Origin of the sequence: Paracoccus sp. (in: a-proteobacteria), from assembly GCF_047973135.1 — a bacterium.
Classification (GTDB): Bacteria; Pseudomonadota; Alphaproteobacteria; order Rhodobacterales; family Rhodobacteraceae; genus Paracoccus.
In genome coordinates, this window is record NZ_JBKEBL010000207.1 from 1 (window position 1) to 25664 (window position 25664).

The following is a 25664-nucleotide window of genomic DNA, read 5'->3' on the forward strand; positions in this document are numbered from 1 at the left end:
AATGATCGGCGAATGAACCGATTTCTTTGCCTTGCCATGCTGGTGCTTTCATGTGCTTGCGCCTCGCCCGGTCCTGACATGTTCGGGGCGGACAAGTTCCGCGTGACCTTGGGCGGGATCGACTTTGTGGTTTACCGCAAGGGCGATCAGGCGCAGGTGATCCGTATGACGGCGCTTGCCCCCGGCAGTCACGGGGGCGTGCAATCGCTGATGGAACAGGCGGCGGCGCAGGCGACCGGGTGCCGGGTCGTTCCGGGCAGCATCACCACGAAAATCCCCGGCGATACCGGCGTCGCGAATTTGGATCTGATCTGCTGAAGGGGGTCAGCCATTGCCCAGAAAGGCCGCAAGGGTGCTGGCCACGGCCTCGGGCGCGTCGGCATGCATCCAGTGCCCGGCATTCTTCAGCCGTACCAGCCGCGCCTGCGGAAAATAGCTGCGCATCGCGGCTTCGCCCGCCTGATCGACATAATCCGAATCGGCCCCCGCCATGAACAGCACAGGGCCGCCGAAAGTCGCCCGCGGCAGGCCGTCGGGCCAGCCGGTCGTGCGTTCCATCCAGTCGCGCAGCACGGGCAGGTTCAGGCGCCAGCGCGGCGGATCGGATTTCAGATCCAGCGATTGCAGCAGAAAGGCGCGCAGGCCGGGGGCGTGGACCATTTCGGCCAGCCGCCGGTCGGCATCGCTGCGCCGGGTCAGGCCGGTCAGATCCGTGGCCTCCAACGCATCGATCAGGTGGTTCTGGCTATGGGCATAGGCGACGGGTGCGATGTCCATCACCACCAGCTTGCGCAGCAATTCGGGTCGCGTCAGCGCAAGCAGCATCGCCGCCTTGCCGCCCATCGAATGCCCGGCCAGATCGACTCTGCCGCCATATTCGGCAATGATTTCCGCCAGATCCCCCGCCATATCCTGATAGCTGTGATCGGCGCTGTGCGGGCTGTTGCCGTGATTGCGTTGATCGACGGCAATCACCCGGCGGGTTTCCGCAAGCCGCCGGGCGATGGCACCCAGATTGCGGCCCTGACCAAACAGGCCATGCACCAGAAGGATAGGCACGCCCGCGTCGGTGCCTGTGACGATACGTTCGAGCTTCATCCGCACAGCTTATGCCGACTGGAACGCCTGCGCCATCCCGTCTATGCTGCCCGGTATGAGCAGCGACACACCGAATATCGACGAAATTCGCCGTATGGCGGACGAGGTGGCCCGGCTGATCGCGGATCGCTTTGGCGGCGCGCGGCGGGGCGAGCGGCCAAGCCTGGATCAGATGCTGCGCCGTCGCGGCGCGGCCCTGCCGCGCAGGCTGCGCAAACCCGCCCGTGCGCTGGCCGATGCCGACCGGCTGAGCGCCCAGCCCAAGGTTGCCCGGCAATTGGATCTGGCAGCGTTGTCGCGGGCGCGCAATGTGCTGGTGGCCTATCTTGGTCAGCTTGGCCAGTTCGGGCGGCTGCGCAACCGGACGCTGAATTTTGCCGCATCGGTGGCCTTTGGCCTGTTGGTTCTGGGTGCGGGGATCGTCTGGATTCTGATACGGCAGGGGCATCTGTAGCCGCGCGACCGGGCTGCGGCGGAATGCCGCATCCGGCGTTGTCGCCGTCCGACTGCTTGAAAGCCCGGCTGCGGCTGTTTAGGTCGAGGGACCGCATGTATTTGTGTAAATGGAGGATTTCATGGCGACCCCGCATAGCATTCATGAGGAATTTCCCGCCGCAGGCCCGCGCATCCACGAACTGAAGCTGAAAGATGCGCATTTCGCGCGGCTGCTTGAGGAATATGACCAGATCAACGATCAGGTGCATAACGCGGAAACCTCGGTGACGCCGATAACAGAAGAAGCCGAGAAGGGGCTGCGCCGCAAGCGCGCACATCTGAAGGATCAGATCGCCCACGCGCTGACCCATCACGCATAAACAGGGCGTTGGGGGCTTGAACGCCGCCGATCCGCACCCACATCTGTCCTGTCGGCGGCCCAAAGCGGCGTCGGCGGGACGCCCGCCCGGCTGACGGGGGGCATTCATGGCATCGCTTATGAAAGGATGTGACTGATGCGCAATTTCGACCTGACCCCGCTGTATCGTGCCTCGGTGGGTTTTGACCGGCTGGCCGATGTGATGGACCGTGCCCTGTCCGCAGATGTGGCAGCCCCGACCTATCCCCCCTATAACATCGAGAAAACTGGCGATGACAGCTATCGCATCTCGATCGCCGTTGCTGGCTTTGCCCCCGGTGATCTGAATGTCGAGATGCGCGATGGCGCGGTGATCGTTTCGGCCAGGAAGGCCGATGAGGATGGCGGGCGCGTCTATCTGCATCGCGGCATCGCCACCCGTGCCTTCGAGCGCAAATTCACCCTTGCCGACCATGTTCGCGTTGATGGTGCCAGCCATGTCGATGGTATGCTGCATGTCGATTTGATTCGCGAGATTCCCGAGGCGCTGAAACCCCGCCGGATCGAGATTGCCAGAAGCGCCGCAAAGGTGGAGAAGCTGGACGCCTGATCCTTTGCGTCCCGCGATGGCCGGGGGAGCTGTGCGCCCCCCGGACCCCCTGCATGGGTGCCGGTCCGGGATCGGCACAGGGCGGGTTGTCGCCCCTGCGGGGCCTGCTGCTACAGGCGTCGCCTTGCGCGCAGGGCGGCGCTGATCGTGCCGTCGTCGAGATAGTCGAGTTCGCCCCCGATGGGCACCCCCTGCGCGAGGCCTGTCACCGTCACGCCGGTTCCCGCCAGCGCGTCGGCGATGTAATGCGCCGTGGTCTGGCCGTCCACCGTGGCGTTCAGGGCCAAAATCACCTCGGAGATGCGGTCGCGTGCGATGCGGTCGATCAGGGCGGGGATGCCCAGATCCTCGGGGCCGATTTCGTCCAGCGCCGACAGCGTGCCCCCCAGCACATGATAGCGGCCGCGAAAGGTGCGCCCACGTTCCAGCGCCCAAAGATCGGCGACATCCTGCACCACGCAGATTTCCCCGTTCGCCCGCGCCGGGTCGGTGCAGATCGCGCATTCGTCGCGGTCGGTGATATTGCCGCAGGTCAGGCATTCGCGCGACTGGCTGGCAACGCTGTCCAGCAGTCTTGCAAGCTGGATCATCTGGCCATTGCGTTTGCGGATCAGGTGCAGCGCGATGCGCCGGGCCGAGCGCGGCCCGAGGCCGGGCAGCCGCGCCATAAGCGCGATCAGCGCCTGAATGTCGTCGCTGCCTTCGGCCATATGCGTCAGAAGGGCAGGCTCATGCCGGGGGGCAGGCCCAGATCTTCGGTAATGCGGGCCATTTCGGCTTGCATCCTGTCCTGCGCGCGGCGCTGTGCGTCCTTGATGGCCGCGAGGATCAGATCCTCGACCACCTCTTTTTCCGAAGGCTGAAAGATCGACGGGTCGATATCCAGCGCGGTCAGTTCGCCCTTGGCGGTGCAGGTGGCCTTGACCAGGCCGGCACCAGATTCGCCGATCACCGTGATGCGCGCCAGATCGTCCTGCATCTGCTGCATCCGGTCCTGCATGTCCTTGGCGGCTTTCATCATCTTGGTCATGTCGCCAAGACCGCCCAAACCCTTGATCATGTCTTAATCCTCATCCTCGAACGGATCCCATTCCTCGACTTCGGCGACGGGGCCCTGGGTGTCATGCGGGTTCGCCGCGCCTTCGGCGGCGATCTCGGGGGTGATGACCGGATCGGGGGCGATCCTTGTCACATTGGTCAGGCGCGCAGCGGGAAAGGCTGCCAGAACCTGCTGCACGATGGTCAGATTCAGCGCCCGTTCGCGGGCGGCATTCTGTTCCGTCGTGCGGATTTCGGCGAGGGTCGGCGCGCCGCCCGAGCCTGTGACCGATACTCCCCACCTTTGGCCGCCGCACCAGCCACGCAGACGCTCGGCCAGTTTCTGCGCCAGATCGGCAGGGGCGTTGCCGCGCGGCTCGAACTCGATTCGTCCGGGGGAATAACGGACCAGCGCGACGTGGTTTTCGACCTGCATCAGCAGCAGCATGTCGCCCATCCGGCGGATCAGATCGACCACCGATGCAAAATCGGGATAGGCCGCGAAAGCGTCGGGGGCAACGGCCAGTGACATGGCCGTTGCCGCGCCCGAGGGCTGCACCGCCACCGCGGGGGTGGCAGGGCGCGCGGCGCGCGGCGCGTGCTGCGGAGCGGTGCCCGATGGCGCGGTTTGCTGCGTGAAATCGCCCGCCGCCTGCGCCTGCCGGATCCTGCGGATCAGCGCCTCGGGGTCGGGCAGATCGGCCACATGGGTCAGCCGGATCAGCGCCATCTCGGCGGCCATCATGGCATTGGGCGCGGCAGAGACCTCGTCCAGCGATTTGAGCAGCATCTGCCACAGCCGCGTCAGCACCCGCATCGGCAGCCTGCCCGCCAGCGCCTGCCCCCGCGTGCGTTCGTCCGGCGAGACTGTCGGATCGTCGATGGCCTCGGGCGTGATCTTGGCGACCGACACCCAATGCGTGATCTCGGCCAGATCGCGCAGAACGGCCACCGGATCGGCACCGTCAGCATATTGTGACTGAAGCTCGGTCAGGGCCGCCGCTGCATCGCCACGCTGGATCATCTCGAACAGGTCGATGACGCGGCCCCGGTCGGCAAGGCCAAGCATGGCGCGGACCTGATCGGCGGTTGTTTCGCCCGCGCCATGGCTGATCGCCTGATCCAGCAGGCTGGTCGCGTCGCGGGCACTGCCTTCGGCGGCGCGGGTGATCAGGGCCAGCGCGTCATCGGTGATCTGCGCGTTCTCGGCCGCCGCGATGCGGCGCAGCAGGGCGATCATCACCTCGGGTTCGATGCGGCGCAGGTCGAACCGCTGACAGCGCGACAAAACCGTCACCGGCACCTTGCGAATTTCGGTGGTGGCGAAGATGAATTTCACATGGGGGGGCGGTTCCTCAAGCGTCTTCAACAGCGCGTTGAAGGCGCTGGTGGACAGCATGTGAACCTCGTCGATGATATAGATCTTGTAGCGCGCGCTGGCCGCCCGGTAATGCACGCTTTCGATGATCTCGCGGATGTCGTTCACGCCGGTGCGGCTGGCTGCGTCCATTTCCAGCACATCGACATGCCGACCCTCGGTGATCGCCACACAATGCTCGCAGACCCCGCAAGGCTGGGTCGTGGGGCCACCCTGACCGTCAGGGCCGACGCAGTTCATGCCTTTGGCGATGATCCGGGCGGTGGTGGTTTTGCCCGTTCCCCGGATGCCGGTCATGATAAAGGCCTGCGCAATGCGTTCGGCAGCGAAGGCATTCTTCAGCGTGCGCACTATCGCATCCTGCCCGACCAGATCGGCAAAGGTTTCGGGGCGGTATTTCCGCGCCAGAACCTGATAGGCGGGTTGGGCGTTGTCGGCTTGCATCTGCGGGTCCGTGTCAGGGTCGGTCAGACCCTAGTCGCTGCGGCCCGGCACGGCAAGGGCGACGGAATCGGGAAGGGGCACCGGCAAGCGGTGCCCCTCTGTGGGAGGAGGCGGGAAATCCCTGACTCAGCCACGCGAGCGGCGGCGCATCAGGCCAAGCCCGCCCACCGCACCACCCAGAAGCCAGATGGCGGCGGGCAGCGGGATAGCCGGCGTGCTGTTCGCGATCTCATAGCCAAGCTTTTTCCTGATGGCGTTGCCGAAATCGTTGAAATCGTTGGCGGTCAGCACAAAGCCGTTGGTTCCGCCCTTGATATTGTCGTTGTACCAGGTCTCAAGCGAGGGATAGCCGTCCAGGATGGCAATGCCGTTGATGCGGTCCACGCCCCCCGCAATGGCCGCGTCGCGCGCGGCGGCGGTGTTGGCACCGGTGTTTTCGCTGCCGTCGCCAGACACGTCGATAACCACGCGATTGCCGTCGAAATCATTGGCGTTCAGGCTGTTCAGCGCGTAATTGATCGCCGTTCCCGGAGCGGTTGAATTGCCGGTGCCTGCGCGGCTTGTCAACCCGTTCAGCGTATCCGCAAAGCTGTTGGCTGTGGCCGCGCTGTTGATCAGCGTCCAGGGCAGAACCTCGACGGCAGAGGAGGCCCAGTAGACGACATTGACCGCGATATTGCCAAGGCGGGTTCCGCCATCGGTGTCGGTGATCAGGTTCTGGATCGCCGTATCGCGGAACGCATCCACGTAGCCCTGACGTTGCAGGTTGAATTCGGTGGTATTGACGCTGCCGGACACGTCGATCAGCAGTGACAGTTCGGTGTCCACGACGGTGGCCGCGCTTGCGGTATTCAGCGACGACAGGGCAAGCGTACTGGCAAGCAGGGCGGATGCAAGGTAAACTTTCATAGATTTTTCCTGATAAAGATGGCAATAAAAACTGGGTTGTCAGCGCGTTTGCGCCTTTTTTAATGTATGGTAAAAATTCAGAAGGTTCGAATTGTAATTTCGAATATGCCACTGAAATTCATGTAGAAAAAAATCAGAATTTTTCTACCACAGATTGATCAATACAGCTTTTGCGTGAAATATAATATGAAGCACAGCCCAAAGGAATATTAGCGCATACAATAATCGGTGCGGCTATTTGATATATACAAATGTGAATCGATCTTGGGTGAAGGGCGATTCGAAATGGGTCGGCTTGCGGTCCGGATCAGGACAGAAGCTGACCGATGATCAGGAAGATCAGCGCCGACAGAATCGCGGCGGCGGGAACTGTGACGATCCAGGCGGCGGCGATGGTCAGCAGATGCGAACGGCGGACCAGCTTGCGGCGGCGGCGTTCCTCGGGGGACACGGCGGGGCGGTCGGGGATGGCCATTGCGGCCTTGCGCAAGCGGCGTTCGGAATCCCATTCGCGAAAGAAGCCGACGCCAAAGACCGCGCCCACGGCGATATGGGTGGAACTGACGGGCAGGCCCAGCCAGCTTGCCACGATGACGGTGATCGCGGCGGACAGTGCCACGCAATAGGCGCGCATCGGGTTCAGCTTGGTGATCTGGCTGCCGACCATGCGGATCAGCTTTGGTCCGAACAGGAACAGGCCGAAGGAAATGCCAAAGGCTCCGATCAGCATGACCCAGGCGGGAATCGAGACCGAGCTGGCAAAGGCACCGTGCTGCGAGGCGGCGACGATGGCGGCAAGCGGCCCGACGGCATTGGCCACGTCATTGGCCCCGTGCGCGAAACTCAGCAACGCGGCGGATACCACCAGCGGAATGCCGAACAGTACCTTCAGCGACTTGTTGCGGTTTTCCAGCCCCTGCGACTGGCGGCGGACCACCGGGATCATGATCAGCCATGTCAGCACGCCCAGGGCCAGCCCGATCAGCAGCGCGTGCCCGAACGAGATTCTGATCAGATGCTTTAGCCCTTTCAGCGCCAGATACGCCGCGAACGTGCCCGACATGATGCCGACCAGCACCGGCACCCAGACGCGGGCGGCCACGATCTTGTCGTCGCGATAGATGATGCGCGCCTTGATCAGCCACAGAAAGCCGGCGGCGATCAGCGCGCCCAGCGCGGGCGAGATGACCCAGCTTGCGGCTATGGCCCCCATCTTGCCCCAGCTTACGGCACCGAAACCTGCGGCGACCACGCCCGCGCCCATGACCCCGCCCACCACCGAATGCGTGGTCGAGACCGGCGCGCCGATCCATGTGGCAAGGTTGATCCACAGCGCCGAGGCCAGCAGCGCGGCCATCATCGCCCAGATGAAGATCTGTTCGTCCGCCATGCTGTCGGGCGCGATGATCCCTTTTGAAATGGTCGAGACGACATCCCCCCCCGCGATCAGCGCCCCCGCGCTTTCAAAGATCGCGGCGATAGCGATGGCGCCGCCCATGGTCAGCGCGTTGGCACCGACTGCCGGTCCCATGTTGTTGGCGACATCGTTGGCCCCGATATTCAGCGCCATATAGGCACCGAACCCGGCGGCGACGACAACCAGCAGGTTGTTGCTGCCTTGTCCCAGAAACAGCGCCGAGGCCAGCGCGGCCAGCATGATGAACACCAGCCCGATGCCGGGTCCGACCAGAGGCTTGCCCGCAAGGGACGCCGCCGATTCGAGAAACGAGAATCGCCCCAGGTCGCGGTCCAGCGTTTCAAGGTGGCGGGGGTCGAAGTCGTTCTGGGCCATGATGTCCCCTTGGTTTCGCGGTTGGGTGGTTAGGCGGCTTTTCGGGCCAAGGCAACCGGTCAGTCACAAAAATGTCCGGCACACGCGCGCCTCAGCGATAGCCCTGAGCTTGCAGCTCGAACAGCTCGCGGTAGCGTCCTTCGGTTGCGACAAGCTGATCGTGGCTTCCGGTCGTCTCGACCCGGCCGTTGTCCAGCACGATGATCCGGTCGGCCATCCGCACACTGCTGAACCGGTGCGAGATCAGCAGGGCGGTTCGCCCCGTGGACAGATCCCTGAAACGCTGGAACACCTGAAATTCCGCGCGGGCATCCAGCGCGGCGGTGGGTTCGTCCAGAATCAGCAGTTGGGCGTCGCGCATATAGGCGCGGGCGATGGCCAGTTTCTGCCACTCGCCGCCCGACAGCTCTATCCCGCGCGCAAAACGCTTGCCAACCATCTGATCATATCCGGCGGGCAGTCTGGCGATCACCTGATCCGCCAGCGCACGCCCGGCGGCGGTCTCGATCCGGGGGCGGTCGGCGCGGGCCTCGATCCGGCCGGTGGCGATATTGTCCGATGCGGTCATCGCGTAGCGGATGAAATCCTGAAAGATCACCCCGATGGCGGCGCGCAGCCCGTCCAGATCGTAATCGCGCAGATCGCGCCCATCCAGCAGGATTCGCCCCTCGGTCGGGTCGTAGAGACGGGCCAGCAGCTTGACGATGGTGGTCTTGCCCGCGCCGTTCTCGCCGACCAATGCCACCGTCTCGCCCGCGATCAGGTGAAAGGACAGGTGGCGCACCGCCCAACGGTCCTGACCGGGATAGCGAAAGCCGACATCCTCGAACGAGATGCCCCGCCGGATCGGATCGGGGACGGGCAGGGGGTTGTCCGGTGACGCGATGGCGGGCCTTTCGCGGAAAAGGCCGTAAAGGTCGTCCAGATACATGGCCTGCCCCGCCATGCTGGAAAAGGATGACAGCAGCCCCTCGATCAGCCCGCGCAGGCGCAGGAAACTGCCCGACAGGAAGGTCAGGTCGCCAAGTGACAACTGCCCCGTCAGCGTGCGCCCGATGATCCACAGATAGGCCCCGTAATAGCAGACGGTCCCCAGCCCGGTCAGCAGCGCCATCACCGTCAACTGCCACCCCAGGATCGTGCGGTTTTCGGCATAGAAGCGCATCGCCAGTTCCAGATAGCGGTCGCGCAGGAAACCGTTCAGGCCGAATATCTTGACCTCTTTCGCCGATTCCGAGGTTGCGCCGATCATGCGCAGATAATCGCGTTCGCGCCGCTCGGGGGCGCGGCGCCAGTTCATTTCATAGGTCAGGGCGTTGAAATGCACCTCGCCCAGAAAGGCCGGGATCAGGGCGGCCAGCAGCAACAGCACCAGCCAGGGGTTATAGGCGATCAACCCGGCACCAAAGCTGATCACCGTTACGCCGTCCTGCAATTGCTGCATGAGTTGCCCGACCAGCGGGATGCGGCCCATGGTCTGACGGCGGGCACGGTCCAGCCGGTCCTGAAAGCCTGCATCCTCGAAACTGGCCAGATCCAGATCCGCCGCGTGGTCCATCAGCCGGATCGACAGCGAGATGACCAGCTTTTCCTGCAACAGGCTGTCGGCATAGGTGATCAGCCGTCCCAGCAGGTCGGATGCCAGCGCCAGCCCCAGTTCCGCCGCCAGCAGCAGGATCAGATGCCCCGCCAGCCCCGATTGCCACCACGCGCCCAGCGTTCCGGGGGGCGCGGGCAGGGCGGACAGGCGCACCACCTCGTCGATGATCAGCTTGCCGACCAACAGCATCGACACGGGCGTAACGGCGCGCAGCAGCCGCAGCAGGATCAGCGCCAGCGTCAGGCCGGGGCTGGCGCGCCAGATCAGCGCCAGAAAGGGCGGAACATTCTTCAACGCCGCCCAACGCGCGGCATAGGTCTTTGGGTCGGGCTGGGGCAGGGACGACATGTCAGGCGGCTTCGGTCCGTCTTGCGCGGGCGATTTCCTCGCCGGTCAGAGGACCGGGAAAATGGCAGGCCGTCTGGTGATCGTCGCCCGTCAGCGCAGGCACCTGTGCGGCGCAGGTGTCCTGCGCGCGCGGGCAGCGGGTGCGAAAGACGCAGCCCGAGGGCGGGTCCATGGGCGAGGGCAGATCGCCTGCAAGGGGCACCACCGTCGCGGCGGGGTCGTAATCGGGATCGGGCACAGGCACCGCAGACAACAGCGCCTGCGTATAGGGGTGCTGCGGTGCGGCATATAATTCGTCCGACGGCGCGATCTCCATCACCTTGCCCAGATACAGCACCATCACCCGGTCGCTGATATGTTTCACCACGCTCAGGTCATGGGCGATAAAGATCAGCGCCAGCCCAAGATCCCGTTGCAGCCGGATCAGCAGGTTGATCACCTGCGCCTGAATCGAGACATCCAGCGCGCTGACGGGTTCGTCGCAGATGATCAGCTTTGGTTCCACGATCAGCGCGCGGGCGATGCCGATGCGCTGACACTGCCCGCCACTGAATTCATGCGGATAGCGGTTGATCTGATTCGGCAGCAGCCCGACCTTGTCCATCATCGCCTTGACGCGGTCGCGGACATCGGGGCGCGACAGGCCGGGGTGATGGGTGGTCAGCGGCTCGGCGATGATCTGGCCCACGGTCATGCGCGGGTTCAGTGATGCCAGCGGATCCTGAAACACCATCTGGATGTCGCTGCGGTACTGCATCATCTGCCGGGGTGTCAGCCCGATCAGATCCTTGCCGTCGATCCATTCAGCCCGCCCGGTCGCGGGCACCAGCCCGATCAGCGCACGGGCCAGCGTCGATTTGCCGCAGCCGGATTCGCCGACGACGCCCAGTGTCTCGCCCGGATTCAGGGTGAAACCGACGCCGCCCACCGCATGCAGGGGGCGCCGGGCGGTCCAGGGCATGTCGCCCTGCGACCGGATCTGAAAGGTCACGCGCAGGTCGCGCACGTCCAGCAGGGGCCGGGTCACGGTCATGGTCATGCGATCTCCTCGGTGGTGCGACGGGCCAGCACGTCGGGCAGGGGCGCAAAACAGGCGCGGGCGCGAGTATCGGCAAAGCGTTCCAGTTGTGGTCGTTCCGTTGTGCAGCCCGCGCGGCGATAAGGGCAGCGCGGCTCGAAGGCGCAGCCCTGCGGCGGTCGGGTCATGTTGGGCGGCGATCCGGGGATGGCGGCCAGTTCGTCGCCCGGCTGGTCGATGCGCGGGATCGCAGCCAGCAGGCCCTGCGTATAGGGGTGGGCGGGTTCGCGGAACAACGGCCCGACCGGCCCCGTCTCGCGGATGCGACCGCCATACATGACGGCCACCTGCCTGCATGCGCCGGCGACGACGCCCAGATCATGCGTGATCAGGATCATCGCCATGCCAAAGTCGCGTTGCAGATCGGCCAGAAGCTGCATGATCTGCGCCTGCACTGTCACATCCAGCGCGGTCGTGGGTTCATCGGCGATCAGCAGTTGCGGCCGGCACAGCAGCGCCATGGCGATCATCACCCGCTGGCGCATGCCGCCGGAAAATTCATGCGGATAAAGCCGCACCCGCCGCGCCGCATCAGGGATTTTCACCGCATCCAGCATGCGCACGGATTCGGCCACGGCCTCGCGTTTTGACAGGCCCTTGTGCAGGGTCAGCACCTCGGCCATCTGGTCGGCCACCCGCATATAGGGGTTCAGCGAGGTCATCGGATCCTGAAAGATCATCGCGATCTTTTCGGCGCGGATCCGGTTCAGCACCTTTGGCGGCGTGTTCAGGATCTCGGCTCGGTCGAAAAGCACGCTGCCCGAGGCGCGGCCGTTCTTTGCCAGCAGCCCCATGATGGCAAAGGACAGTTGCGATTTGCCGCTGCCCGATTCGCCGACGATGCCCAGAGTTTCGCCCGCATCGACGGACAGGCTGACATCGTTGACGGCGCGCACCTCGCCGTCATTGGTGTCAAAGCGGACATCCAGATTGGTGATTTCCAGCAGGGCCATGTCAGCGATCCTTCGGGTCAAGCGCATCGCGCAGGCCGTCGCCCACGAAGAAAAAGCCGAACAGCGTGATGCAGAAGAAAAACAGCGGAAAGCCAAGCTGCCACAGCGTGCCATAGGCCATCGTGGCCGCGCCCTCGGAAATCAGCGCGCCCCAGCTTGTCAGCGGTTCCTGCACGCCGAGACCCAGAAAGCTGATGAAGCTTTCGGTCAGGATCATCAGCGGCACCAGCAGCGTTGCATAGACCGCGACCACGCCCAGCAGGTTCGGGACGATATGGCGCAGGATGATCTTCCATGACGGCACGCCGGTGGCGCGGGCGGCCTCGATGAACTCGCGGTGCTTCAGGGTCAGGGTCTGGCCCCGGACGATGCGGCTCATGTCCAGCCAGGAAATCAGGCCGATGCCCAGAAACAGCATCGAGATCGACCGCCCGAACATCACCAGCAGCAGGATCAGCACGAACATGTAGGGGATCGCCATCAGGATATCGACGGCGCGCATCATGACCTGATCGGTCCGCCCGCCCACATAGCCCGCCGTCGCGCCGTAAAGCGTGCCGACCACCACTGCGATGGCCGCGCCGACGATCCCGACCATCAGGCTGATCTGCGTGCCCTGCACGGTGCGCGCGAACAGATCGCGGCCCAGATCGTCGGTGCCGAAATAATGGCCGTTGGCGATGGATGGCATGCCCAGATCGGCGACCTGCCCCATGATGTTCCAGTCGGGTTCGTCATTCGACCATGCGGCCAGATGACTGCCGAACACGGCGAACAGCGTGACCAGCACCAGAAGGACCAGCCCCGCCATCGCCGCCTTGTTTCGCACGAACCGCCTGCGCGCGTCGGCCCATGGGCTGCGGCCCCTGACCTCGTTCACGGCCATGCGGTCGGCCAGAGATTGCATCTTTTGTTGTTCGATCACCATGGCCTAGTACCGGATCTTGGGGTCGATCCACGCATAGAGGATATCGACAAGCAAATTGAACAGGATGGTCAGCGCGCCGATCAGGATCGTCACGCCCATCATCACCGCATAGTCCCGGTTCAGCGCCGAATCGACAAAGGCCTTGCCGATTCCGCCGGTCGAGAAATAGACGTCGATCACCACGGATCCGACGATCATCGACACGAAGACCGGCCCCAGATAGCTGATCACCGGCAGCATCGCGGGTTTCAGCGCGTGGCGCAGGATGACGCGGTGTTCGGGCATGCCCTTGGCGCGGGCGGTGCGAATATGGTTGGAGCCCAGCACCTCCAGCATGGAAGAGCGGGTGATCCGCGCGATCGAGGCCATATAGCTGGTTGACAGCGCGATCACCGGCATGATCCAGAAGGCGGGGTCGGAGAAACTCCAGCCGCCGCCGGGCAGCAGGCGCAGGCCCAGGGTAAAGATCAGCACCAGGATTGGCGCCATGACGAAATTCGGCAGAACCTGCGCGCCGATGGAAATGCCGACTGCAAGATAGTCGATCCAGCTATTGTGCCAGATGGCGGCCACCACGCCCAGGGTGACACCCACGATCACCGCCATCACAAAGGACAGCGAGCCATAGGTCAGCGTGACCGGAAAACCCTTGGCGATCAGTTCGTTCACCGTCAGATCGGGATAGACGAAGCTGGGGCCGAAATCGAAATGCAGGACGATGCCCTGAAGATAGGTCTGCAATTGCTGCCACAGCGGCTGATCCAGCCCGTATTTCGCGTTCAGATTGGCCAGAACCTGCGGCGGCAGGTCGCGTTCCTGTGTGAACGGCCCGCCGGGGGCCAGATGCATCAGGATGAAGGAAAAGACGATCAGCAGCAGCAGCGTGGGTATCGCCACCGCCAACCGCCGCATGACGTATGCGAACATCGGGTGCGGGCTCCCTGTCGTGGAATGTCGGCAAATGAGTCGGGGTCGGGAAGGGACTGCCCCCTTCCCGCAGGATTGGCAGCATCACTCGGTGACGCGATACATGTCCTTGGCGTACCAGTTATACATCGCGTTGTCATAGGGAATGCCGCGCAGGTCGGGCCGGACCATCATCGCGTTGGCATAGTGATAGACCGGCACAAGGGGCATGTCACCGATCAGGATCTGTTCGGCCTGCTGGTAGAGTTCCGCAGCATTGTCCGCCGCCCTGGCGTCGGCCAGCAGCTTGTCGAAATCGGCATTCGACCATTTGCCGTTGTTATAACCGTCGGTGCGGAAATAATCGAGAAAGGTCGAGGCCTCGTTATAATCGGCGCACCAGGCAGCGCGGCCGACCTCGAAATCCTGATTTTGCATCCGGTCGGTATGTACCTTCCATTCGTAATTGGCCAGCGTCACATCGACCCCGATGGCCTTCCAGAATTGCTGGACGGCGATGGCCAGCTTCTTGTGATCATCGCTGGTGTTGTACTGGACGGTTAGCTTCAGCGGGTTGTCGGGGCCATAACCCGCCTCGGTCAGCAGTGCCTTGGCCTTTTCCACACGCTCGGCCTGGGTCCAGTGCGACATTTCGATATCGGGGGCCTCGAACCCCTCGATGGCCGCGTTGGTCCAGTAATAGGCCGGGTGCTGGCCGCCCTGCAGAATCTTGTCGGTGACAATGTCGCGGTCCACGGCATAGGACAGCGCCTGCCGCACCCGCAGATCTTTCAGCGATTCCGGGCCCTTGCCGGACAGGTTGAACAGATAGCCATAGGTACAGGCGCGCGGGGTGCTGACCGCCTGATCGGGATATTCCTTCAGCAGCTTGGGGAACTGACCGGCGGGAACCCGGTCGAACCAGTCAAGCTCGCCTGCAAGATAGCGGGTCAGGGCGATGTTCTGGTCGTTCACGGTGATGAAATCGACCTTGTCGATGATCGTGTGATCCGCGTCCCAGTACGTGTCATTCTTCGACACCACCAGCGACACGCCCAGATCGTGACTGTCCAGCTTGTAGGCGCCATTGCCGACCAGATTGCCGGGTTTGGTCCAGTCATCGCCTAATTCCTCGACCACCTTGCGGTTCACCGGATAGGTGGTCGGATGGGCCAGCGTCTTGACGAAATAGGGGGTCGGCGTGGCCAGCGTGACCTGCAGGGTCTTGTCGTCCAGCGCCTTGACGCCCAGTTCTTCCGGGGCCTTGTCGCCCTTGACCACCTCGGTCGCGTTGACGATGTTCATCAGTTCGATGAACCAGGCATATTCGGATGCCGTCGCCGGATTGGCCGCGCGCTGCCAGCCATAGACGAAATCGCCCGCCGTCACCGGATCGCCATTCGACCATTTGGCATCGCGCAGATGAAAGGTATAGGTCAGCTTGTCGTCGCTGACGTCATAGCTTTCGGCAACGCCGGGCACCATCGCGCCGGTCTTGTCCTCGTTCAACAGCCCTTCGAACAACTGACGCAGGACATGGCTGCCCTCGACATCGGTGTTCTTGTGCGGGTCCAGCGATTTGATCGCGTCCAGCACCCAGAAGTTGAGGCTTTGGTTATCGGCCAGCTTTTCACCCTCGGCGGGGGTGGCGGCAAGGCCGGGCAGGGCAAGCGAGGCGACCAGCGCAGTTGTGGCAAGGATTCGGATCATTCAACATTCCTCCTGGTTGAACGTGGTGACGGGACTGGCCCGCGACGCATATGGATAATGCAACCATGATAGCGCAGAAAGCCGGGTTACGCCTTTTCTTCGCGTCAGGCTTGTGAAAAACAGTCCGGCATGACGAAATGCGGCCATATTTCTCTTGTGACCGGAGGGGCCAGATCCGGTAAATCGGCCCTGGCCGAGCGGATGGTCATGCGCCACCCGCCCGGCCCGCGCATCTATATCGCCACGGCCGAGGCGCGCGATGGCGAAATGGCGGAACGAATCGCGCTGCATCAACGCCGTCGGGGCGAAAGCTGGATCACGGTCGAGGAACCGCGCGATCTGGCCGGGGCGTTGGGGCGGACCGACGGGCAGGGTGTGCGGCTGGTCGATTGCCTGACGCTGTGGCTGTCCAATTGCATGGGCGACGCGGATATAGACGGGTTGGTCGCGACGCTGCGTCAGCAATCCTGTCCTGTTGTGCTGGTCACGAACGAACTTGGGCTGGGAATCGTGCCGGGCAACGCTGCGGCACGCCGGTTTCGTGACGCGCATGGCTGGATGAATCAGGCGGTGGCAGATATTGCCGACGAGGTCTGGATGGCGGTCAGTGGTCAACCGCTGCGGCTGAAACCTGCAAGGAACGGAACGGATGAGATTTTTTGACGAAACGGCCGCGAATGCCGCGCGCGAATGGCAGAACGGCCTGACCAAGCCGCAGGGCTCGCTTGGCCGGCTGGAGGATTTGGCGGTGTTCATGGCGGGCTGGCAGGGCAATCCACGCCCCCGGCTGGACCGCGCGCAGGCCGTTGTTTTTGCCGGAAATCACGGCATCGTCGCGCAAGGCGTCAACCCGTTCCCCGCCGAGGTCACGGCGCTGATGGTCAAAAATTTCGATGCGGGCGGGGCGGCGATCAACCAGCTTTGCCGCGTCGCCGGGGCCGATCTGTCGGTCGTGTCGCTTGATCTTGACCGTCCGACCGGCGATTTCACCCAAGGTCCGGCCATGTCCGCAGCCGAGGTTGACGCGGCCATCGACGCCGGGGCGGCTGCGGTCGATGCGGATGCGGATGTGCTGATCCTGGGCGAAATGGGTATCGGCAACTCGACCATCGCGGCGATTCAGGCGGCTGCGGTCTGCGGCGGCGGGGCGGATGAATGGGTCGGACCGGGCACCGGTGCCACAGGCGAGATTCTGGCCAACAAACGCCGTTCGGTGGCCGAGGGACTGGCCCGCCATCAGCCCGCCACCGCGCGCGAGACGCTGGCCGCGTTTGGCGGGCGCGAACAGGCGGCGATCTGCGGCGCGGTGCTGCGGGCGCGTGAACTGGGACTGCCGGTCATCCTTGACGGCTTTATCTGCACGGCGGCGGCTTCGGTGCTGACCCGCGACGATCCGCAGGCCCTGACCCATTGCCTGATCGGCCATGCCAGCGCCGAACCCGGCCATCGCCGCCTGATCGAGGCGCTGAAGATGTCGCCGGTCCTGTCGCTGGACATGCGCCTGGGCGAGGGTTCGGGCGCGGCGGTGGCGCTGATGGTGCTGCGCGCGGCGATTGAGTGCCACAATGGCATGGCCACCTTTGCCGAGCTGGGCATTGGTCCGGCTTGAACAGCTTGTTCTGGCGCTGGTCTTTCTGACCCGCCTGCCGCTGGGGCGTGCGCTTCCTGCGCGCATCCTGCCGCTGCGCGCGTCCGCCTGGTCCTTTCCGCTGGCGGGCGCGGTTGTCGGCGCGGTGGCCTCGCTGCCCCTGCTGCTGCCCGGCCCGGCGCTGCTGACGGCCACATTGTCGCTGGCGCTGTCGGTCTGGTTTACCGGGGGGCTGCACGAGGACGGGCTGGCCGATTTTGCCGATGCGGGGGGCGGAAGGGACCGCGAGGAACGGTTGCGGATCATGCGCGATTCCCGGATCGGCAGCTATGGCGTTCTGGCGCTGATCGCGACCAGCGCGCTGCGGATCGCCGCGCTGACCGTACTGGGGCCGGTGCAACTGATTGTCGCAGCCTCCTGCGCGCGGACCGGCATCGTGCTGACCATGGCCTCGATGCATCCGGCCCGTCCCGACGGGTTGAGCAAGGCAGCGGGTGCGCCCGGCGCGCGCAATGTCATCGCGGCGCTGCTGATCGCGCTGGCGGCGCTGGCGCTGGCGGGGCAGGGCGCGCTGCTGGCGCTGCTGGCGGCGATGGCCGTCATCGCCTTTGTCATCATCCGCGCGCGGATCTGGCTGGGCGGGCAGACCGGCGATGTGCTGGGTGCCGCCTCGGTCCTGACCGAGACCGCGATGCTGGTCGCCTTTGCACTGACCGGTGCGGCTTGACGCTGGGTCCACAGTGGAATTTCTTGACGCTGTCAGACCCATCGCGCATACCCGGAACCAATACAGAAAATGCTGTGGACACGGCGGGTCCGTTCCGGTCGGCAAGGTTTGAGGGAGTGTATTCACATGGGCGGCCTTCTGGCCCTGTCGCGCGGTATCGACCGCATCAATACCGTCATCGGACGCAGCGCCTCGTGGCTGATCCTGCTGGCGATCTTTGTCAGCGCGGTCAACGCGGTGGTCCGCAAGGTGTTCAGCATTTCGTCCAACGCCTGGCTGGAACTGCAGTGGTACCTCTATGGCGGGGCATTCCTTCTGGCAGCGGCCTATACGCTGCTGGAAAACGAACATATCCGCATCGACATTCTGTATGGCAGCCTGAAGCGCAGCACCCAGCACTGGATCGACCTTCTGGGCACGATCTTTTTCCTGATGCCGGTAGTGATGCTGACGCTGTGGCTGGTCTGGCCCTGGCTGATGCGCAGCATCAATTCGGGCGAGATGTCGATGAATGCGGGCGGGCTGATCCTGTGGCCTGCCAAATCGCTGATGTTCGCGGGTTTCGTGCTGCTGCTCTTTCAGGGCATTTCGGAAATCATCAAGAAAATCGCGGTGATGCGCGGCCTCATCCCCGACCCCTTCCCCGATACGGGTCATCACGCCCCCCCCGAGGTGGACGAGAACCTGAAGGCCATGGCCGGCTTTTCCCTTGAGGGCGAGGCGCAGGGCGGCACCAAACCGCGCGGAGACAGCCGCAAATGATGGAACTTATCGCGCAGAACATGGCGCCGATCATGTTCGTTTCGCTGGTGATCTTTCTGCTGCTGGGCTATCCGGTCGCTTTTGCCCTGGGTGCCAACGGGCTGTTGTTCTTTATCGTCGGGGTCGAACTGGCCCCGCTGTCGAACGGCTCGATCAACCTGAGCTGGCCATTGCTTCGGGCGATACCCGACCGTTTCTTCGGAGGGGTCGTCGCCAATGAGACATTGCTGGCCGTGCCATTCTTTACCTTCATGGGCATTGTGCTGGAAAAATCCGGCATGGCCGAGGATCTGCTGGACACGATCGGGCAGTTGTTCGGCCCGGTGCGCGGCGGTCTGGCCTATGCGGTGATCATCGTCGGCGCGCTGCTGGCGGCCACGACCGGGGTTGTGGCGGCCTCGGTCATCGCGATGGGGCTGATTTCGTTGCCGATCATGCTGCGATACGGCTATGACCGGCGGATCGCCTCGGGCACTATTGCGGCCTCGGGGACATTGGCGCAGATCATCCCGCCATCGCTGGTGCTGATCGTCCTGGCCGATCAGTTGGGCCGGTCGGTGGGCGACATGTACAAGGGCGCGCTGATCCCCGGCCTGATCCTGACCGGCATCTATATGGGCTATATCTTCGTGATGTCGATCATCCGGCCCAGTGCCCTGCCGGCCCTGCCGCCCGAGGCGCGGACGCTGGGATCGGGCGTCACCTCGCTGCTGGTTGCATTGGCGGCGGCGGGTGGGCTGTTCTGGCTAAGCTGGCACTGGCTGCATCCGACCTATGGCAAGGATGCCGACATTCTGGCGGCGGTAATCGCAGTGGTTGCCATTTATGCGGCGGCAGTGCTGGACAAGACGATGAAAGCGGGCGTGATGTCGCGTCTGGCACAGCAGGTCATCATCGTGCTGATCCCCCCGCTGGCGCTGATCTTCCTTGTGCTGGGTACGATCTTTCTGGGCATCGCCACACCGACCGAGGGCGGCGCGATGGGCGCGGTCGGCGCACTGATCCTGGCGGGGGCAAAGCGGCGGCTGAACTATGGCGTGATCAGTCAGGCGCTGGCGGCGACGACGCGGCTGTCATCCTTCGTGATGTTCATTCTGATCGGCGCGCGGGTCTTTTCGCTGACCTTCTATGGCGTGAACGGTCATCTGTGGGTGGAACATCTGCTGACCTCGCTGCCGGGGGGCGAATACGGTTTCCTGATCGCGGTGTCGCTGCTGGTTTTTGTGCTGGCCTTTTTCCTCGATTTCTTCGAACTGGCCTTCATCATCGTGCCGCTGCTGGCACCTGCCGCCGAAAGCCTGGGCATCGACCTGATCTGGTTCGGCGTCATCCTTGGCGTGAACATGCAAACCAGCTTCATGCATCCGCCTTTCGGCTTTGCGCTGTTCTATCTGCGATCCGTCGCGCCCAAGGCCCCCTATCTGGACCGGGTCACGGGCAAGCGGATGGAGCCGGTCAAGACCAGCCAGATTTATTGGGGCGCGGTTCCCTTCGTGTTCATCCAGATCGTGATGATTGCGGTGGTGATCAGCTTTCCGCAGCTTGTCATGCATTACAAGGGCCCTGCGGTGAACATGTCGGACGTCCGGATCCAGATCCCGTCCGGGGGATCCGGGGGGTTCGGCGCACTGGGCGGGCTGGGCGGTTCGCCCTTCGGGCAGGCCCCTGCGGGTGGCGGCGAATCCTCGTCCGGCGGCGGTCTTGGCGGCCTTGGCGGAACGCCGAATTTCGGTGCCCCGTCCGGTGGTGGCGAAACCGCCCCGGCACAACCTTCTCCTGCGCCCGAAAGTCAGCAGGGCGGGGGTTTGGGCGGCCTTGGTCTTGGCGGGCCTCCTCCGGGACTGGGTGGCAGCAATTAGGCATGACAGGGCCGGGCAACACACCCGGCCTTTTCCATCGCGAAACCGCCTCTTGCCAAAACCGCATATTCGCGCGATTGGCGGATGATGGAAAACTTTGTCGCCTCTGTCCGTCTGGCCGAGATCGCCCTGCGCGACCTGTTCGAGCCGACGCCCCTGCAACGCAACGACCACCTGTCGGCCAAACACAGCGCCGACATCTGGCTGAAACGCGAAGATCTGACGCCCGTGCGCAGTTACAAGCTGCGCGGAGCCTTCAATGCAATGCGCAAGCTGATCGGGGACGGCCCCGGAGGCAATGCGCATTTCGTCTGCGCCAGCGCCGGGAATCATGCGCAGGGCGTGGCATTTGCCTGCCGTCATTTCGGCGTGAAGGGCACAATCTTCATGCCCGTGACGACGCCGAAGCAAAAGATCGACAAGACGCGGGTGTTCGGCGGCGACGCGATCGAGATCGTGCTGACCGGCGATTATTTCGATCAGACTCTGGCCGCCTCGCAGGCCTTTGCCTTGGATCATGGCGCACAGTTCCTGTCGCCCTTCGATGCGCAGGATATCATCGAGGGGCAGGCGACCGTCGGCCTTGAGCTGCTGCAACAGATGGGCCGCGCGCCCGATCTGGTGGTGCTGCCAGTCGGCGGTGGCGGGCTGTCGGCCGGGGTGACGCGCTATCTGCGCGACACCGCGCCCGCGACCCGCTTTGCCTTCGCCGAACCGCTTGGCGGGGCCAGCCTGCAAGCCGCGCTGCGTGCCGGTGCGCCGGTTGCCCTGCCTGCCGTGGACAGCTTTGTCGATGGCGCGGCCGTCGCCCGGATCGGGGCCCTGCCATTCGAAGATCTGCGCCGCTTTGACGTCGAGGATGTGCATCTTGCCCCCGAGGACCGGATCTGCGGCACCATGCTGGAGATGCTGAATACAGAAGGCGTCGTTCTGGAACCGGCGGGTGCCCTGGCCGTCGATATTCTGGGCGATCTTGGCGATTTGTCGGGCAAGACCGTCGTCTGCATCTGTTCCGGCGGAAATTTCGATTTCGAACGTCTGCCCGAGGTGAAAGAGCGCGCGCAGCGGTTCAGCGGAGTGAAAAAATATTTCGTCCTGCGCATGCCCCAGCGTCCGGGCGCATTGCGGGAACTGCTTGAACTGCTGGGACCGAATGACGATATCACCCGATTCGAATATCTCAAGAAATCGGCGCGCAATTTCGGTTCGATCCTGATTGGCATCGAAAGCAACGAGCCGGGGAACCTGACTGCGCTGAAACATCGGCTGGATCAGGGCGGGTTCACCTATCGTGACATCACCAATGACGGGATCCTGGCAGAGTTGCTGGTCTGATGTTGACGGAATCGAAAGGACCGCGTCCCGGAAGGGCGCGGTCCTGTCGTTACCTTGCGGATCGGGCAGATCTTACTTGATCTTGCCTTCCTTGTACTCGACATGCTGACGCACAACCGGATCGTATTTCCGGACGGTCATCTTTTCGGTCATGGTACGGGCGTTTTTCTTGGTCACGTAGAAATGGCCCGTCCCGGCGGTCGAGTTCAGGCGGATCTTGATGGTCGTCGGCTTCGCCATGTCTCTTGCTCCTGCTGCGGGGCAAAACGAATGCGGACCCCGTGGAAATTCCTGTGGAAGCCGCCTTTTAGTCCTGTGCCGGGCGAAGTCAACCGCGAATCTGCGCAAAACCTTGTGCAGACCGCGTCCGGCAAGGCGCTGTCGCCCGGCGGGCAGGCGACAGCACGGGGCGGGCCTATCTGCGGCGCACCCATTTCCAGCCGGTGATCATCGGGCGGACCAGATCCTCATTCTTCCACAGGCGATAGAACAGGATGATCGCGACATGCATCAGCACCAGCAGCAGAATCAGCGCGGCACCCAGATGGTGCCAGCCAACCGCCTTGACCGCCGTGGCGTGGCTGACCTGATCGGCCATCGGACCGACATTGATGAAATCCTCGGGGTCCGAGATCAGGCCGGTCGCGACCTGAAGGATCAGCACCGCCAGCATCGCAATGACCGACAGCGCCCCAAGTGGGTTGTGGCCGGGCCAGTGGCTTGGCTGGCGGCTGAACATGTGCCGCAGATAGCCGAGGATCGGGCCGGGCCCCTTGACGAAACTGGCAAACCGCGCCGGAGCAGGGCCGACAAAGCCCCAGACGATCCGGAACGCCAGCAGCGCGATGATCGCATAACCCAGCCAGAAATGCAGGGTCATGACATTGGGTCCGAACTGGCCAAGCAGCCAGTTCGCGATCACCAGCGCGGCCAGCGTCCAGTGAAACAGCCGCAGCGCCGGATCCCAGACCCGGACGCGTTCGGCTTCACCCTCGGCCATCAGTTCTTCTGACGGAAATCGTCGTGACAGGCCTTGCAAGCGCCGCCCAGCTTTTGCACGACCGGGCCGATATTGCCCTGTCCGCCCTTGACGCCATCGGCGGCACCCATCGCCGCCTCTTGCAGGCCAGCGAACTTGCTGGCGAAATCCTCGGGCTTTTCCCAGATCGCGGGCAGAGCGCCGGTATCGGGCATGGTGCCGGCGGCGGTTCCTTCAAGGAACAGGCCCGGCAACTGATAATGGGTCAGCGCCTCGATATTGGCGGCAGCGGTCGAGGCGACGGCCTCGTCATAGGCAATCTCGCCCTTGGCCATACCGGCAAGCGTGCCCATGTTGATTGACAGCATCTGGAAAAAGCCCTGACGCGCCTCGACGGCGTCTTCATTGGCATCGGCGTGGGCAATCAGCGGAAGGGCGGCGGTGGCCACCACCGCGGTCAAGGTCGTCAGTCGCATGGCTTGCTCCTTAAAGGTGTGTTGACTGGCCTTACGGATTGCAGATAAATTTCTGCATTGTCTTTGTGGCAAAGCTGACCGGGGGGATCAATCGCGATCCGACGCGATCACGCCCTTGCTATCCGGGCGTGAATTTCTTGCTTAGTCATAGAGCGGCCGTGCCCCGGCCTCGGCATGGATCTGGTTTACGGCTTGGGTCTGAAGGCCCAGTGCCTGCGCGAGTGCGTGCAGATAGCGCGCCTCTTCCTTCGTGTCGAAATCGATGGCCAGCAGCGATACAAGATAAACCTGCGCCTCAAAGCCCTGTGGTACCTCTTGCGCCAGCGCCCCGGCATCGACCGGGGCGGCCATCTGTTCGCGGATGAAGCGGCGTTCCTCTTCGTCCAGATCGTCGCCAAGCTGATCCATCAGCTTTTGCTTTTCGGCATCATCGATGCGACCGTCGGATTTTGCCGCCTGGATCATCGCCTTCAGCATCAGCCCGGCCATGGCGTTCTGTTCCGGCGTCGGCGCGATTTCGGGTTCGTTGTTGCGGATCACCGCGTCGTTGAACAATTCGCCAAAGCTGGCATCGTTCGCAGGCTGGGATCCTTGACGGGCCAGACCGCCGCCCGCCGCCCCGCCCAGCATCCCCCCCAGCAGATCGCCCAAGCCCTCATTCCCGGCCTGCCGCCGGCTTCCCTGCAATCCGCCGCCCGACTGCCGCGTCAGGCTGTCCAGCAGCCCGCCCAGACCGTCCTGCGCGCCCGTCGTGCCGGATCCGCCATAGCGCCGCGTGCCGCGCCCGCCCAGAACCTGGCCCAGACGGTCGCCAATGTCGCCGCCGGTATTGTTCCCGAAAAGATCGTCCAGCAATCCGCCGCCCGAACGCCCGCCAGAGCGGTCGTCGGGAAGGCGTCTGCCGCGGCTCTGCTGGTTCTTCATGACCGCGCCGATTCCCTTGGCCAGCATCACCCCGGCAGCGACGCGGGCAAATGTCTTCATCAGGCTCATGTGACTTCCTCCGGCATGCAAATGTCGTTTCTGGCACAAGGCTTACCACGAAAACCGTAAAGGAATAGCCCAAACCCGGCGCTTTCGCGGATATTGGCCGGGGCGGGCCTGTGGAATGGCATGAAGAACGCCCGCTTCCCCTTGATTTTTCCTTCGCCGGCTTATACATCGCGGCGCACGTTAATCTGGGGCCCCGCTGTGCCACGCCCCGCGATCAGGAGGCCCTTATGGCAAAGGCAAAGTTTGAACGGACGAAACCGCACGTCAATATCGGGACGATCGGCCACGTTGACCACGGCAAGACGACGCTGACGGCGGCGATTACGAAGTATTTCGGCGATTTCAAGGCGTATGATCAGATTGACGGCGCGCCCGAGGAAAAGGCGCGGGGGATCACGATCTCGACGGCGCATGTCGAATACGAATCCGACAGCCGCCACTATGCCCATGTGGACTGCCCCGGCCATGCCGACTATGTGAAGAACATGATCACCGGCGCGGCGCAGATGGATGGCGCGATTCTGGTGGTGAACGCGGCTGATGGCCCGATGCCGCAAACGCGCGAGCATATCCTGCTGGGCCGTCAGGTCGGCATTCCGTTCATGGTCGTTTACCTGAACAAGGTTGATCAGGTGGATGACGAGGAATTGCTGGAACTGGTCGAGATGGAAGTGCGCGAGCTGCTGTCCAGCTATGACTATCCGGGCGATGACATTCCGATCGTCAAGGGCTCGGCCCTGCATGCGATGAACGGCACCCAGCCCGAGATCGGCGAAAGCTCGATCCGCGAACTGATCAAGGCCGTGGACGAATATATCCCGACGCCCGAGCGTGCCGTGGACCAGCCGTTCCTGATGCCGATCGAGGATGTTTTCTCGATTTCGGGTCGCGGCACGGTCGTGACCGGCCGGGTCGAGCGTGGCGCGGTGAACGTGGGCGACGAACTTGAGATCGTGGGCATCCGGGCGACGAAAAAGACCACCTGCACGGGCGTCGAGATGTTCCGCAAGCTGCTGGATCGCGGCGAGGCGGGCGACAATATCGGCGCGCTGCTGCGCGGTATCGAACGTGACGGGGTCGAGCGTGGCCAGGTGCTGTGCAAGCCCGGCTCGGTCAAGCCGCATACCAAGTTCGAGGCCGAGGCCTATATCCTGACCAAGGAAGAAGGCGGCCGCCACACGCCGTTCTTTGCGAATTATCGCCCGCAATTCTACTTCCGCACGACGGACGTGACGGGCACGGTGAAGCTGCCCGAGGGCACGGAAATGGTGATGCCGGGCGACAACCTGAAATTCGAGGTCGAACTGATCGCCCCGATCGCGATGGAAGAAAAACTGCGCTTCGCCATCCGCGAAGGCGG

The 25664-nt window shown here is 63.6% G+C and carries 27 protein-coding genes; 11 read left to right on the forward strand and 16 right to left on the reverse strand.

Annotation, left to right across the window (positions count from 1 at the left end):
* The first annotated feature begins 12 nt into the window (after nt 1–12).
* Entirely contained in the window at nt 13–318 is a 306-nt protein-coding gene (locus ACK5L9_RS16000) for a hypothetical protein (RefSeq protein ID WP_416912462.1), read from the forward strand.
* 6 nt (nt 319–324) lie between these two features.
* Here ACK5L9_RS16000 and ACK5L9_RS16005 read toward each other — a convergent pair whose 3' ends face one another.
* Entirely contained in the window at nt 325–1098 is a 774-nt protein-coding gene (locus ACK5L9_RS16005) for an alpha/beta fold hydrolase (RefSeq protein WP_416912463.1), read from the reverse strand.
* A 55-nt stretch (nt 1099–1153) separates the two neighbouring features.
* On the opposite strand from ACK5L9_RS16005, the gene ACK5L9_RS16010 reads away from it, so the two are divergent.
* The 3 genes from ACK5L9_RS16010 (at nt 1154) to ACK5L9_RS16020 (ending at nt 2501) form a co-directional block, all read left to right on the forward strand.
* Complete coding sequence (locus ACK5L9_RS16010) at nt 1154–1552, forward strand: hypothetical protein (protein WP_416912464.1); 399 nt, start codon at nt 1154–1156, stop codon at nt 1550–1552.
* Nucleotides 1553–1673: 121 nt separating this feature from the next.
* Nucleotides 1674–1913, forward strand: coding sequence for a YdcH family protein (locus ACK5L9_RS16015; RefSeq protein ID WP_416912465.1), 240 nt, complete (start codon nt 1674–1676; stop codon nt 1911–1913).
* Between the two features lie 135 nt (nt 1914–2048).
* On the forward strand, nt 2049–2501 hold the full coding sequence (locus ACK5L9_RS16020; protein ID WP_416912466.1) for an Hsp20 family protein: 453 nt from the start codon (nt 2049–2051) through the stop codon (nt 2499–2501).
* A 110-nt stretch (nt 2502–2611) separates the two neighbouring features.
* Here ACK5L9_RS16020 and recR read toward each other — a convergent pair whose 3' ends face one another.
* The 11 genes from recR to ACK5L9_RS16075 all read right to left on the reverse strand — a co-directional run bounded on the left by recR (nt 2612) and on the right by ACK5L9_RS16075 (nt 15585).
* Entirely contained in the window at nt 2612–3211 is a 600-nt protein-coding gene (recR, locus tag ACK5L9_RS16025; RefSeq protein WP_416912467.1) for a recombination mediator RecR, read from the reverse strand.
* Between the two features lie 5 nt (nt 3212–3216).
* On the reverse strand, nt 3217–3561 hold the full coding sequence (locus ACK5L9_RS16030; RefSeq protein ID WP_416912468.1) for a YbaB/EbfC family nucleoid-associated protein: 345 nt from the start codon (nt 3559–3561) through the stop codon (nt 3217–3219).
* A 3-nt stretch (nt 3562–3564) separates the two neighbouring features.
* On the reverse strand, nt 3565–5361 hold the full coding sequence (locus ACK5L9_RS16035) for a DNA polymerase III subunit gamma/tau (protein ID WP_416912469.1): 1797 nt from the start codon (nt 5359–5361) through the stop codon (nt 3565–3567).
* Between the two features lie 126 nt (nt 5362–5487).
* Nucleotides 5488–6270: a DUF1194 domain-containing protein gene (locus ACK5L9_RS16040; RefSeq protein ID WP_416912470.1), complete on the reverse strand. Its 783-nt coding sequence runs from the start codon at nt 6268–6270 to the stop codon at nt 5488–5490.
* 307 nt (nt 6271–6577) lie between these two features.
* Nucleotides 6578–8062 carry an inorganic phosphate transporter gene (locus ACK5L9_RS16045; protein ID WP_416912471.1) on the reverse strand — a complete coding sequence of 495 codons (1485 nt, stop codon included), beginning with the start codon at nt 8060–8062 and terminating at the stop codon, nt 6578–6580.
* Between the two features lie 91 nt (nt 8063–8153).
* Nucleotides 8154–10010, reverse strand: a complete 1857-nt coding sequence (locus ACK5L9_RS16050) for an ABC transporter ATP-binding protein (protein WP_416912472.1) — start codon at nt 10008–10010, stop codon at nt 8154–8156.
* 1 nt (nt 10011) lies between these two features.
* Complete coding sequence (locus tag ACK5L9_RS16055; protein ID WP_416912473.1) at nt 10012–11049, reverse strand: oligopeptide/dipeptide ABC transporter ATP-binding protein; 1038 nt, start codon at nt 11047–11049, stop codon at nt 10012–10014.
* Nucleotides 11046–12041, reverse strand: a complete 996-nt coding sequence (locus tag ACK5L9_RS16060; protein ID WP_416912474.1) for an oligopeptide/dipeptide ABC transporter ATP-binding protein — start codon at nt 12039–12041, stop codon at nt 11046–11048. Before ACK5L9_RS16060 ends, ACK5L9_RS16055 begins: the two co-directional genes overlap by 4 nt.
* A 1-nt stretch (nt 12042) precedes the next feature.
* Nucleotides 12043–12969, reverse strand: coding sequence for an ABC transporter permease subunit (locus tag ACK5L9_RS16065; protein ID WP_416912475.1), 927 nt, complete (start codon nt 12967–12969; stop codon nt 12043–12045).
* A gap of 3 nt (nt 12970–12972) precedes the next feature.
* Nucleotides 12973–13896 (reverse strand): oligopeptide ABC transporter permease OppB, encoded by a 924-nt coding sequence (gene oppB / locus ACK5L9_RS16070; RefSeq protein ID WP_416912476.1) that lies wholly within the window; start codon nt 13894–13896, stop codon nt 12973–12975.
* An 84-nt stretch (nt 13897–13980) separates the two neighbouring features.
* Nucleotides 13981–15585: a peptide ABC transporter substrate-binding protein gene (locus tag ACK5L9_RS16075; RefSeq protein WP_416912477.1), complete on the reverse strand. Its 1605-nt coding sequence runs from the start codon at nt 15583–15585 to the stop codon at nt 13981–13983.
* A 129-nt stretch (nt 15586–15714) separates the two neighbouring features.
* On the opposite strand from ACK5L9_RS16075, the gene cobU reads away from it, so the two are divergent.
* The 6 genes from cobU (at nt 15715) to ilvA (ending at nt 21856) form a co-directional block, all read left to right on the forward strand.
* Entirely contained in the window at nt 15715–16248 is a 534-nt protein-coding gene (cobU, locus tag ACK5L9_RS16080) for a bifunctional adenosylcobinamide kinase/adenosylcobinamide-phosphate guanylyltransferase (protein ID WP_416912478.1), read from the forward strand.
* Nucleotides 16235–17194: a nicotinate-nucleotide--dimethylbenzimidazole phosphoribosyltransferase gene (gene cobT / locus ACK5L9_RS16085; protein WP_416912479.1), complete on the forward strand. Its 960-nt coding sequence runs from the start codon at nt 16235–16237 to the stop codon at nt 17192–17194. Before cobU ends, cobT begins: the two co-directional genes overlap by 14 nt.
* Nucleotides 17151–17900, forward strand: a complete 750-nt coding sequence (cobS, locus tag ACK5L9_RS16090; protein WP_416912480.1) for an adenosylcobinamide-GDP ribazoletransferase — start codon at nt 17151–17153, stop codon at nt 17898–17900. The genes cobT and cobS overlap by 44 nt, the downstream gene beginning before the upstream one ends.
* A 126-nt stretch (nt 17901–18026) precedes the next feature.
* Nucleotides 18027–18662, forward strand: coding sequence for a TRAP transporter small permease subunit (locus tag ACK5L9_RS16095; RefSeq protein ID WP_416912481.1), 636 nt, complete (start codon nt 18027–18029; stop codon nt 18660–18662).
* A complete protein-coding gene (locus tag ACK5L9_RS16100; protein WP_416912482.1) occupies nt 18659–20521 on the forward strand; it encodes a TRAP transporter large permease in 1863 nt (620 codons plus the stop codon). The genes ACK5L9_RS16095 and ACK5L9_RS16100 overlap by 4 nt, the downstream gene beginning before the upstream one ends.
* An 87-nt stretch (nt 20522–20608) precedes the next feature.
* The gene (gene ilvA / locus ACK5L9_RS16105) at nt 20609–21856 is read left to right on the forward strand and encodes a threonine ammonia-lyase IlvA (RefSeq protein ID WP_416912487.1); all 1248 of its coding nucleotides are present in this window, start codon (nt 20609–20611) and stop codon (nt 21854–21856) included.
* A 72-nt stretch (nt 21857–21928) separates the two neighbouring features.
* Here ilvA and rpmG read toward each other — a convergent pair whose 3' ends face one another.
* From rpmG to ACK5L9_RS16125, 4 genes are all read right to left on the reverse strand, one after another.
* Entirely contained in the window at nt 21929–22096 is a 168-nt protein-coding gene (gene rpmG / locus ACK5L9_RS16110) for a 50S ribosomal protein L33 (RefSeq protein ID WP_022707377.1), read from the reverse strand.
* Between the two features lie 175 nt (nt 22097–22271).
* Entirely contained in the window at nt 22272–22856 is a 585-nt protein-coding gene (locus tag ACK5L9_RS16115; RefSeq protein ID WP_416912483.1) for a cytochrome b/b6 domain-containing protein, read from the reverse strand.
* Nucleotides 22856–23311 carry a c-type cytochrome gene (locus tag ACK5L9_RS16120; RefSeq protein ID WP_416912484.1) on the reverse strand — a complete coding sequence of 152 codons (456 nt, stop codon included), beginning with the start codon at nt 23309–23311 and terminating at the stop codon, nt 22856–22858. Before ACK5L9_RS16120 ends, ACK5L9_RS16115 begins: the two co-directional genes overlap by 1 nt.
* 141 nt (nt 23312–23452) lie before the next feature.
* Nucleotides 23453–24304 (reverse strand): tellurite resistance TerB family protein, encoded by an 852-nt coding sequence (locus ACK5L9_RS16125; RefSeq protein WP_416912485.1) that lies wholly within the window; start codon nt 24302–24304, stop codon nt 23453–23455.
* Between the two features lie 227 nt (nt 24305–24531).
* Here ACK5L9_RS16125 and tuf point away from each other — a divergent pair.
* The coding region (gene tuf, locus ACK5L9_RS16130) for an elongation factor Tu (protein ID WP_416912486.1) at nt 24532–25664 on the forward strand (1133 nt) is incomplete at its 3' end.